Here is a 10,752-nt window from a genome sequence, read left to right as displayed (position 1 = left end):
GCCTCTAAAAAGCAAATTCCCATAGCATAAACAACACCAACTCTGACACACCGAGCAGGTAGCGCCTCAGACCAACAAGCGATTATGCAACACAAACTGCGTGTCGCATAAATACTAAAGTGTTAGGTTCCTATGAGATTACTCACGATTCTTGCTGTTGGTTTTTTAGTGCTGGGGTGTTCTGACGAGTATAATCCTTTCAAAAACAAGGCAGAAAAAAGAGCAGAAGGCTTTTTGTCGAAACATCATAGTAGCTTAGAGCATTTGATTAAGTTGGCTGAGAAAGGAAAATTTGAGCTTGTTCAGTGGATAGATGAAGATGATGGTAAAAACCTGCCGGTAAATGTCGTTTCAATGAAAGGGACTAAAAAGAAAGTAGAAGTTTCTGATGGCCGACTTGATGAATTCATTTCATTCGCTAAAAGTAAAGGAATCAAATTAATTTGGTTTCAGTACTTTGATGGTGTTTGGTTTGTCATGAAGGCATTTTCTTATGAAGACAGCGGAAAGCGTCGAGAAGGCTATTTTTCTTTTGGAAATCCATCAAAAACAAGAATTTGCCATTTCGGCGAAGAAAATATGGGGTTCGCTATGCTTAACGAAAGCGAAAAGAATTGGTTTATGATCAAATGTAACATCCCTAAAACCGGAACCTAACAAGTTGCCAAAGTTCGCCGCAAAAAGCGCGGCTGGGACAAATACTCACTGGGCTTCGCCCAACAACGTTCGCATTTGCCCCTTGGCAAAGCGTTAGCAGTACAGGAAAGTTCAGTGTTAGAAATAGGTGTCGAGGAAAAATCAGGAAATTTTATTGGGAGTGTAATTCATCTTCCATCTAATGCCTTGGTCAAAAGTTCATCGAAAACAGCCGAGAAAGCCGTATCTTTGTGTTTACGAGATCTTAGTAATCAACTTTCTAAATTACAGTGGTTTTATACCCAAGTATCTGAAGGTGTAATAACTGAATTATCAATAAATGGTCTCTTTAATTTTTCTTGTTCTGCCGTGAGTCTTACCTCATTTGAGGAGTATCTGGATAGTCAAAAAATTGTGCTTTCTTCTCTCCATCAATTTAGTTTTAATAACAAAAACTATTCTGGTTATGTTTGTAATCCCAATAGATATCAGAAACTTATCGAGAGTATTTTAAATAATTCAGAGTTTGAGTTATCGTACTGCTAACAAGAAAATCAACAAGGACTAAAAACAGTGGGCTTTTGCTCCTGCGTCGCCTATTTTAGCCAACAATTTTTGGGTCAAAAGAGTCAAATTTTGACTTCATACATCAAGGTTTGCCAGTGCCTGCTGATGTCGCACTAGCGAAGTTTGCCAGAGTACGCCTATCAAATTAACTATATCCTTAAACCTTTAATGTACTTGAGTGGCTAGCAACGTACGGGTGATCCCTTCCAGCGTTAATTGAGAAATAAGCTCAATTCCAGCATTGAATGGGAAATATTCCAACTTCCTATTGGAAATTCACTTATCAAAGCCTCGCCTTATATAAAGCCCTGTTTCAAGCTTGAATGAGAAAGAATATAAGTGAGGTTGTTTTAGCTGTTTAGAGGTTATATTTAGAACCTCTCTTAGTGTTATGGTAATACTAAGCAAATAAATTTTAGAAATAAGGTATTTATAGGTGTTTTTTAATAGGGCAGTGTTTTTAGTTTTTACTTTATTATCGGGCTGTTCTATAGCTAAAAGCGTTGATTCGTTTTCTTTAAGCGAAATGAGTGAAACACAATACTTACTTGAAACAGCAGCGCAGCCCACGATTAAAGTTATTGCTGATGTGCAAGGAGCTGACGAGCTAGAATTAGTAAAAGTTTATGATTTAACGTGTAATAGTGTTAACTACCAAGTGCCTGCCGTTAAGGGAGATATCGAAAACGCGGTGTCTATTACTGAACACATAGAGTATTTTATATTTAAAAACGTAGGCGATAATTTATCAGCGATTAAAACAATCGGATCTATTGAGGTTAAAAGGCGAAGTGACGGTATTGTAGTGAATGAGCACACCATCGACCCATCACTGACCAGTTTTAATAAAAACCTGTGTAACAGTATTAACCGCAGCGGCGATATGGATTACCCAATACAATTTGCAGGCGCTGGTAATTAGTATTTAAAAACTAACTTAAATATTATTTACTAAGTAACTATAAAGCCCCTGTGTTAAACGTAACGTTTAACACAGGGGCTTTATAGTTTTAGGCTAAACGACTAAACACCAAGCGCATTAAAACGAATATTGCAGCCTTAATGAGATTGCATTGCCCGATGTGATAGTACCGCCTGCCTCAAAGTAGTCGGCTTTAATGTAGTCGGCCATAAACTTTATGTTTTTGTTTACGGTGTAGTTAACGCCGAGGGCGTAGGTTTTTGCGTCTTGGTTTTCTTGCTTGAGCTTAAGTAGGCTGTAGCGGCCTGTAATTTCCCAGCCTGGCTCTGAGCTTGCGCCTAGTTTTGCGTTTTTATACTTGCGGTATCCGCCCGATAACTGATAACCAAATTGCAAATAGCCGCCTTCGTAATCATTGGTTGTATTTTCAATACTGGTTACTTGTGCTTGTTGCCACTCGGCCATCATGGTCAATCTGTCTTTAATCCATAACAGCTCTATACCTTGCTGCGAGAGGTTATCGGCATTAATTTTATCGCCTTCTATTAATGAGTCGGCGGTATAAACCTCAAGTGGCTCATTTACTCTAAATTCGTTACCGTCGTACTGCCTCTCACTAAATGCGACGCCTAAGTGTAATAGGTTGGTATCTTGCTGCCATGGCACCCAAGCTACGCGCCCTGTAATAGCTGAAGTTGCTTCGTCTTCGTCTGGCTGATAATAACCAAGTTGCCAATTTACTGAGGCTATCTCTCCCGATAGGCTAATACCTAAACTTCGCCCTGGCGAAAACGCTTCGCTTATCATGCTGCGTTCAAGCATTAATAAATTACGAGAGCTGGTTAGTTTTTCTAGGCCAAAACCTTCTTTTTGCTGGCCTATGGTTAAATCAGCATATTTCCAGCCTGAGTATTCTAGGTAGGCGTCTTTTATTTCGGTTTCGCCATCGGCAAAGCCAAGCTGAAATTTACTTTTCCAGTCTTTGCTTATGTCTGATTTAAAACTTAGGCGAGCGCGGCGTATTTCTGAGGTACTTTCTGAGCTGCTGCTGTCGTATTGCTCCTCTAATAATGAGGTATCAAACTTGTTGTAGTCGAGCATGATATAGCCGCTTAGGTCTATATCATCGTTAATTTTGGCAAAGCTTGCGTTACTAACAAAACAACAAAGTGTTGAAAGCGCCACGGTAGAAATAGTTAGTTTAGAGGTCATGTTAGGCTACCTTTGTTTGTTTTTCGGCTAAGTAGCTCACTTTTAGTTGGGCTACATCTTTTAAAAAGTCGATGTGCTCTATGTCTACAGCAACTACGTTTAGGCCTGTGCGCAGTTTTAAATCGTTGATGAGTGTGGCTTGGTTTTGCGGGGTTATGTTTTCTATGCGCTCGTAGCAAACGCTTTGTACTTCGTAGCGTTTTACAAATATGCTTGAGTCAATTACAAAGGCAATTAAGCAAATTATGCCGTTAAGAATACTTAGCTCAATTAAGCTCATTTGCCCTACAGAGGTAAGTAAAGCAATAGCAGTAACAAGGAATAAGTAAGTCATTTCTTTAATCGAAATAGACTCAGTGCGGTACCTTAGCATGGTAAATACGGCAAATAGACCAAATGCAAATTCCATTGACATATCAACGCCATGCAGCAAAAAGGTAATAATAAAAACGCCTACGCCAAATAAAATAAACGAGCCTGCCACCACTGCATTTTTACTTATGCGAAAGTAACAGCCATAGCAAAGTACAGCCAGCGATAGGATGTTTACTAAAAAACGGGAAAGAAAAATAAGATCTAATTTTGTCATTTTAATTATTCTCTAAAGGTAAAAGCGGGTTAGTGCGGTTAAGGTGTTTTAAACGGGCTAAAACGGGTTTAAAGCGGTTTACTTTTAAGCGCTCGGGGTAGAGCAAAGCACAGCCAATGCAGTATTTACTAAACGAGGCAGGGAATATGTGGTGTTTGCTCATCAGCTTATAAAATGGCGAGTGTTTTGTTTTTTTGCGTTGCTTAAGTTCGGCAATAAAAAAGCCCGGTAGGGTTATTTTGTTATCGCCTTTTGGGGTGTTGTACCACAGGTTAAAATCAAGCGTTAAGCGTTCGGCTTTTTCTTCGTTGGCTAAGGCTATTCGGTTATAGCCGCTTTGTTGGGTTACGTTTAAATGTGCAAAGCTGTGTTTCATTTGTTCTTTCATAAACGCAGTACAATGAGCTTGCTCGTTGTTTTTTTCGAGCTTGATACGTGTTTTAACCGTACGGCTTTGATTGTTTTTTAGTTTTACTTCTAGGTATTCGGTGGCGGTATCAACGTAGCGTCTTTGGCGCACTTTGTATCGATTAAGCTTACCGTTATGGTGGGCTTTGTATAAATCAAGCTCGGGCGTATCAAAGTACTGATTATAGTAAGAAAATAAACGCTTACCTTGTATATCAAGCACACGGTATTGGCCATGTAAGTGAGTTAGTAGCTCAGGTAAAAAAGACAGTGGCAGCATAAACTTGCTGTCTACACGGTTCATTAAGTTGGCGTTATTAAGATCTTTTAATCCGTAGCCTTCAAACGGGGTGAGTAGCTCGTTAATTAATGTTGATAATGGGCTATCAGCGGTTGGCTTTTCAGGTTGGGCCTGCTTATTTTTAGTGTTTATTGCAGTAATTGCTACAGGTGCAATTGAAGCGTCCTTTTCAAAAAATTCATCCTTTAAACGTGCTTGAATTGTCATAATTTTCTCAGATTATTAAATTGCAAAGTTACAGAGTGCAGTGCCAGCGTGCTGGCACTGCATGAAGGATGGGTTGTTTATCTAGAGCAAAAGCCGCTGCCGTCGCCGGCTGAAGGCAATGTGCCATCGAGCTGCGCGGCCATATTTGCTACGCGGTACTGCATAAACGACGTTAAACCGTAAAACTGCCCCGTAGTAGAGGTTAGGTTTTGCTCAAAGTAATCTGAGCCGTAAAAACTAGTGGGGTCGTTTTGTACGTGCTCACGGATTAAGTCGGCTATTTCATTTACGCGGGCACTAAATGTGTCGCTTGAAAGTGAACCATTAATAAGTTGCGTTAAGTAACTGTGGTACACATCAAGGTTGCTTTGCTCGGCAAATACATTAGCAATTAACGGGCGCTCATTTAATGCGCCGCTTACTGGCTCATCAATGTAGAGCTCTCTTACATCTACGCCATTACAATTCATGTTAAAGGTGCCAAATGACTCGTTAAAATCCCATGGCAAAATGCTAAATACGCCATCGTCATCGTAAATATAATAGTTATGAGCAAGCGTACCGTGGTAGCTATCTAAATTAGAAAGCGAAGTGCTAACCGACATATATCGTAAAAGTGTATCTACCTCTATGGCGCTGGTTTCGCCGTCATCGAGCGATTCTACAAAGTTAATAAATGCGCCGTTATCGGTGGTGTCTTCGTTGGTTTGTAAGTTTATGTCGGTGTAGCTTTGTATGTCGTCACTTAGCCATAATAAATCGCTGCCTGTGCCATCAGGCTTGTATAAATCGCCGTTACTGTTGGCAAAGTGTTTTTCTACAAATTCTCCATCTATGGCTTCTACCATTAAGTACAAACCAAATAGTTGGCCGTTTACATAAAAGTTAACGTAAGCATGCTCAGGCGTTGGTACGCCCATTTCGTCCATTAGGTCGTAGGCAATTACTTCACGCATGTACGACGGGTCGTTAAACGAGTTTTGCAGTGTGAATTTTTTTAGCCCAAAAAACTTTTGGCCCGACACGTATTCGTTAATGTCGACCTTAAAGCTGTATCGGTCACTGCTAGAGTTGGCAACACTGCTTAAGCTTGAGCCGCCTTTAGTGCGAATAGCCACGCTATCGAGTGTTACACCGTTAAAAGTAATAGCAGTTTCGTGATATTCCTCATCAAGTGGGTTATCTAGAATGTCTTGCCAGTTTTCGTCGGTAATTGTAATAGAAAGCGTATTAACAGCTGTGGGTGTAAATGCGGTTGCAACGGTATTCTCACTACCGGGAGTAGGGGTTAAAAACGCATGAGTAAAGTCGGTGCTGTTACTTAGGCCGTAACTAAAGCCTGTGGCTACATCGCTTTCGTCCCAATCAATGTAGTCAATTACTTCATCGTTGAGTATTAAGCTTAACTCGTCTTCTTTACCTAGTTTAAAGGGTACGTAGTAAGTACCTGGATCTTCATCGGTGGCATAAATAGTAATGTATTGGCCTGCGTATAAATCTATGTCGGGCAGGGTTACTGGGTCTATGTCGTCGCTTTCATCAATAACTTGGTAGTTGGCTAAGTTAATAGTATTTTCGCTGTTATTGTATAGCTCAAACCAGTCGTTGCCATCGTCTGCAGCGCTTGCCACCACTTCGTTAATAACGAGTGGTCCGTGAGTTGCTTTGCTATTTTGACTAAGCTCTGTTGGAGTTAATACCGCTGTTGCATCGCTGCCATCTGGGTAGCGGCCATAGCTGTAACCACTCAAGGCTTGGCCTTTTTTCCACGATAACTGCTCTATAATTACATTGTTACTGTAAAGGCTTACGGTATCGCTTGAGCCTAATTTAAACGCTACGCTTGGGAGGTCGCCTAAATCATCGGTGCTGGCGTAAATACGATAAAACTCACCGGGCGCTAAAGTAATGTCGGGTAGGGCAAATTGCTCGTTATTGTCATCACTTAGTGTGTAGTCAGCTAAATAAACATCGCTACTGCTTGTTACATAAAGCTCTATCCAGTCCTCGGAGCCGCTGCTGTCTTTTGCTACTACTTCGTTTATACGCAGTGGGGCATCTTCAGTAATTAGCGTGGTAACAAGTGTTGAGGTGTCGGCTGTTTGGTTAGCTGCGCCCTGTGTTGGTGTTAATGTTTGCGCGGTGCCGGTGCCGTCGGTGTATAAGCCGTAGCTAAAACCTTCAGCGGCTTCGCCTTCTTCCCAATCAAGTACAGACACCGCAGTGCTATTTTCATAAAGCGTAACAGCGTCGTCGCTACCTAGTTTAAAGGTAACGTAATAACCATTATCGGGCGGTGTGTCGGTTTCATCAATGGCTTGAATAACAATAAACTCTCCTTGCGAAAGCGCTACTGCGGGTAATGCTTGATGCTCTCTGTCGGCGTTATCATCAACAAGTGAAAATACCGACAAATCGGCTATATCTTCAGTGGCATATAGCTCAATCCAATCGTAGGAGGTATCACTTGGGCTTGCGACAATTTCATTTATAACTAAGCCAGTTGACGTGATTGTTGATGATGAATCAGTACTTTGCTCTGTGCTAGTGTCGGTAGTTTGCTCAGCACCGCCGCAGCCATACAATAATGTAGTAGAGGCAATAACTGAATAAAATATAAAAGGTTTTATATTCATGTAGGCACGCTTATTATTTTATTAAAGTGGATAAACTATAAGAATAAAAGGTGCAAACAATGTGTAAACATTCAGTAAATTACGTTTTTGTGATGGTTTTATGACAGGCTTTTAAGGACGCGTTAACTGCAAACCTAGCAATAGTAGAGTGCGTATATTTAAACGTAAAAAAGCAGATACCTAATTAGCATCTGCTTTTTAATTTTTAACGAAGAATATTTAATTAAGCTTGAGGTTTAATTAAGTACTTTTCGCCGGTGGCTTGTTTAGAATAAGCCGCGATTGACTGTAAATGTAATACCTCAGCTAATGACACTTCGTGCGTGTAGTTACTCGCAAATGTAGTGGTGATTTCATCAGCAACGCGTTTGCGCATTTTCATTACTGTATCTGTGCCTAATTTACCTAAAGCATTAAATAACAAGAACCCGTTTACAGCCCAAGCAAAGCCAAAGTTACGGTTTAATGTAATAGGGCCGCGGTCTAGTGCGCCATAAATGTACACTTGTTTAAATGTATCAGAGCCATAAATTGTGTGCTCTTTCATATCGCGCGCAGCTGCAACTTCCATACAGTTAAGAATGTCACTTGTTAGTTGGCCGCCACCAATAGGGTCAAACGCTATAGTTGCACCGGTTTCGATTATTGCAGCTGTTAGGTCAGCAAGAAAAGTGTCGCTGCTTGAGTTAACAATATATTTTGCACCCATATCGCGCAGTAATTTTTCTTGTTCTGGTTTGCGAACAATATTAATTAAATCAACGCCATCGGCAATGCAAATACGGTTTAGCATTTGGCCAAGGTTAGAAGCCGCTGCGGCGTGAATAATGGCTTTATGGCCTTCAGCGCGCATGGTTTCTACCATGGCGAGTGCGGTAAGTGGGTTAACAAAAGATGATGCACCTTCTTTAGCGGTAGTCCCTTCTTTTAACTCTAGGCAACTTTGTACATTGGCACATATAAATTGACGGTACGTACCGCCACCAATAACAGCCACTGTTTTGCCCATTAATGCTTGTGCGGCTGGCGATGAGCCTGCTGCCACTACGGTGCCTGCGCCTTCATTACCTACAGGGGTTGCTTTTCCAACACGGGTTTTAAGTGATGGCATAAATTGAGCTGGAACATCGGCAGTAATTACTGGGTCTTCATCAGTACCTGATTGTTTTGCAGTAGACATATCAGCTGCGCTGAATAAAACGCCTAAGTCTGATGGGTTTAATGGTGCAGCTTCAATACGAATAACAACTTCATCGGCATTTGGCTTTGGCATCTCGATGTTTTTTAAGGCAAGTGTAAGTTTATTGTCTTCGCTGATAGTTGAAGTAAGTTGGATATTTTTATCTGTCATAGGTGTCTCCTGCAAAGAATTAAATTTGTTAAGCCAATAGCATTATTGTATTGGCGATCTGTCTTAGTAATTAAAAATTAGAATAGATACTTTTGTAGCTACGCGTTATTTAGCGTTTGCTGCTTGAATTTGCGCTTTCACTTTTTGCATAAATTCAGCCATATTTGATTGCCGATCGGCCTCTATGCTTTGGGTAATAGCTAATTGGCTCATTGATTCGTTCCACTCTTTCATGCCGGGTACTTGTGCAAGTACATCCCAATCAAGCTGGCTTGAGCCAAAGGCGTTAACAATGGTGTTTACGTAATAAACGTAAATGTCTGCCATTGTAAATTGCTCGCCTGCAATCCAAGGTGAAAACTTACACACGCTACTCAAAGCGGTTACACCACGCGTTAATACTTGGCGTACTTCGGCTTTAGTTGTATCGGGTACTTCAGCGCCTGAAAATACATAAGGGATAAACCGTCTGCTTGGCAGTTCAAAATAAAGCTCTGCCATTTTCATAATTTGACGTACAACTGCGCGCTCACCTGCATCTTCAGGATATAGCGGGGTTTGTGGGTACGACTCTTCAATAAAGTCGCAAATAACACTCGACTCAGAAATATTAAGGCCGTTAGCTGTTGTGATTGCAGGCACTTTGCCTGCAGGGCTGATTGCTAATAACTCTTCGCTACCGCCGTAAACAAGATGTTCTTTAAATGGCAGTTGTTTGTGTAAAAGTACATGTTTAACTAGGTTGTAATAGTTGCTAGCAGCAAAACCGTGCAAAGTAATCATAAGTCAGCTTTCCATTATTAACGTGAAGATATTCATTGCCAAAAAATGCAATTTAAGTCCCTGTCTTTAGGTTGAGTACATTATTACTTGTTTTAATTTGCTTATATATAGGGGAAAATGCGAATCACTTTTGTCTTTAAGACAATAAAGCATTTTATTTAATGGAGAGGCGACTTGGATCAACTAAAAGCCATACGGTATTTTATTAAGGTGGTTGAAACGGGCAGTTTTACCAAAGCCGCCAAAGCTTTTGATGTGCCGCCTTCGTCGTTGTCGAGGCGAGTTGCTGATTTAGAAAAAAGCCTAGGGGCGACGCTTTTAAAGCGCTCGACCCGCATAGTTAAATTGACCGAAGTTGGGCAAATTTACTATAACGATGTTCAGCAAATATTAAATCAGCTAGAGCAAAGCCACGAAACTGTGCGCAGTTATCAAACAACACCCATGGGGCGATTAAGTATAAGCTCAATGGTGAGTTTTGGTGACAAAATACTACTGCCTCTGCTTGATGAGTTTAGCGCGCTATACCCCGAAATTATATTAGATGTTAGCTTAAGTGATGAGCTGTCGACACTTGGGCGTGACGATGTTGATATTGCTATTCGCGGTGGCTATGCGCCAAATGAACGCGTGCTAGCAATAAAACTAATGGATAACGGCTTTATTCCTGTTGCGTCACCCTGCTATTTACAAAAATACGGTATGCCCACTAATGTTATGGAATTAAAGGGCCACAGTGGCCTTTATTTTAAAACGCCAGCGGGGCCAACGCCTTGGTTATGTAAAGTGGATGAGCAATGGCACGACGTTTCTGGGCCTGCGGTCGCTATTTCAAATAACGGATCGTGGCTGGCTAAAAAAGCGTGTAATGGCGAGGGCATTTTAATGTCAACTCGGTGGGCGCTCGACTCATACCTTGAGTCTGGCCAGTTGCAAGAGCTTAAGTTTGAGCATGAATTAGCAATAACGCAAAACACCAATATGGCCGTTTATCTGTTGTACCAAAAGCAGCGCTATTTAGTGCCTAAGGTAAAAGCGGCGGTCGACTTTTTAGTACAAAGAATAAAAGAAACAAATGAAGAGTAATGAGCGAACAGAATAGCCCTTAATAGTCAGGTGGGTAGTAGATAAATAGAGTGG

Annotated in this window: 10 protein-coding genes; 4 read left to right on the top strand and 6 right to left on the bottom strand. The window is 41.0% G+C overall.

Features of this window, described 5'->3' with window-relative positions; genetic code table 11:
- The first annotated feature begins 132 nt into the window (after positions 1 to 132).
- From H5159_RS20425 to H5159_RS20415, 3 genes are all read left to right on the top strand, one after another.
- Positions 133 to 657: a hypothetical protein gene (locus tag H5159_RS20425; RefSeq protein ID WP_182725217.1), complete on the top strand. Its 525-nt coding sequence runs from the start codon at positions 133 to 135 to the stop codon at positions 655 to 657.
- 114 nt (positions 658 to 771) lie between these two features.
- Positions 772 to 1,182: a hypothetical protein gene (locus H5159_RS20420; RefSeq protein ID WP_182780946.1), complete on the top strand. Its 411-nt coding sequence runs from the start codon at positions 772 to 774 to the stop codon at positions 1,180 to 1,182.
- Positions 1,183 to 1,639: 457 nt separating this feature from the next.
- Positions 1,640 to 2,125 carry a hypothetical protein gene (locus tag H5159_RS20415; RefSeq protein ID WP_182780945.1) on the top strand — a complete coding sequence of 162 codons (486 nt, stop codon included), beginning with the start codon at positions 1,640 to 1,642 and terminating at the stop codon, positions 2,123 to 2,125.
- 117 nt (positions 2,126 to 2,242) lie between these two features.
- Here H5159_RS20415 and H5159_RS20410 read toward each other — a convergent pair whose 3' ends face one another.
- The 6 genes from H5159_RS20410 to H5159_RS20385 all read right to left on the bottom strand — a co-directional run bounded on the left by H5159_RS20410 (position 2,243) and on the right by H5159_RS20385 (position 9,612).
- Complete coding sequence (locus tag H5159_RS20410) at positions 2,243 to 3,337, bottom strand: OprO/OprP family phosphate-selective porin (protein WP_182780944.1); 1,095 nt, start codon at positions 3,335 to 3,337, stop codon at positions 2,243 to 2,245.
- Between the two features lies 1 nt (position 3,338).
- Positions 3,339 to 3,926, bottom strand: a complete 588-nt coding sequence (locus tag H5159_RS20405; RefSeq protein WP_033022227.1) for a DUF4956 domain-containing protein — start codon at positions 3,924 to 3,926, stop codon at positions 3,339 to 3,341.
- Between the two features lies 1 nt (position 3,927).
- A complete protein-coding gene (locus tag H5159_RS20400; RefSeq protein WP_182780943.1) occupies positions 3,928 to 4,842 on the bottom strand; it encodes a polyphosphate polymerase domain-containing protein in 915 nt (304 codons plus the stop codon).
- 77 nt (positions 4,843 to 4,919) lie between these two features.
- The gene (locus tag H5159_RS20395) at positions 4,920 to 7,478 is read right to left on the bottom strand and encodes a CotH kinase family protein (protein WP_182780942.1); all 2,559 of its coding nucleotides are present in this window, start codon (positions 7,476 to 7,478) and stop codon (positions 4,920 to 4,922) included.
- Between the two features lie 223 nt (positions 7,479 to 7,701).
- A complete protein-coding gene (locus H5159_RS20390) occupies positions 7,702 to 8,829 on the bottom strand; it encodes a zinc-binding dehydrogenase (protein WP_007583457.1) in 1,128 nt (375 codons plus the stop codon).
- Between the two features lie 105 nt (positions 8,830 to 8,934).
- Positions 8,935 to 9,612 (bottom strand): glutathione S-transferase family protein, encoded by a 678-nt coding sequence (locus H5159_RS20385; RefSeq protein ID WP_182780941.1) that lies wholly within the window; start codon positions 9,610 to 9,612, stop codon positions 8,935 to 8,937.
- Positions 9,613 to 9,786: 174 nt separating this feature from the next.
- On the opposite strand from H5159_RS20385, the gene H5159_RS20380 reads away from it, so the two are divergent.
- On the top strand, positions 9,787 to 10,698 hold the full coding sequence (locus H5159_RS20380; RefSeq protein WP_182780940.1) for a LysR family transcriptional regulator: 912 nt from the start codon (positions 9,787 to 9,789) through the stop codon (positions 10,696 to 10,698).
- The last annotated feature ends 54 nt before the right edge of the window (positions 10,699 to 10,752 follow it).

Source organism: Pseudoalteromonas sp. SG43-1 (genome assembly GCF_014164415.1).
Taxonomy (GTDB): Bacteria; Pseudomonadota; Gammaproteobacteria; order Enterobacterales; family Alteromonadaceae; genus Pseudoalteromonas; species Pseudoalteromonas distincta.
Note: the sequence above shows the minus strand (reverse complement) of the source record. Positions and strands in the feature narration are given on the sequence as shown.

Excerpts from the sequence above, each read along its gene's own strand:
- H5159_RS20425 (WP_182725217.1), top strand. The coding sequence starts at position 133 with ATGAGATTACTCACGATTCTTGCTGTTGGTTTTTTAGTGCTGGGGTGT.
- H5159_RS20410 (WP_182780944.1), bottom strand. The coding sequence starts at position 3,337 with ATGACCTCTAAACTAACTATTTCTACCGTGGCGCTTTCAACACTTTGT.
- H5159_RS20405 (WP_033022227.1), bottom strand. The coding sequence starts at position 3,926 with ATGACAAAATTAGATCTTATTTTTCTTTCCCGTTTTTTAGTAAACATC.
- H5159_RS20400 (WP_182780943.1), bottom strand. The coding sequence starts at position 4,842 with ATGACAATTCAAGCACGTTTAAAGGATGAATTTTTTGAAAAGGACGCT.
- H5159_RS20395 (WP_182780942.1), bottom strand. The coding sequence starts at position 7,478 with ATGAATATAAAACCTTTTATATTTTATTCAGTTATTGCCTCTACTACA.
- H5159_RS20390 (WP_007583457.1), bottom strand. The coding sequence starts at position 8,829 with ATGACAGATAAAAATATCCAACTTACTTCAACTATCAGCGAAGACAAT.
- H5159_RS20385 (WP_182780941.1), bottom strand. The coding sequence starts at position 9,612 with ATGATTACTTTGCACGGTTTTGCTGCTAGCAACTATTACAACCTAGTT.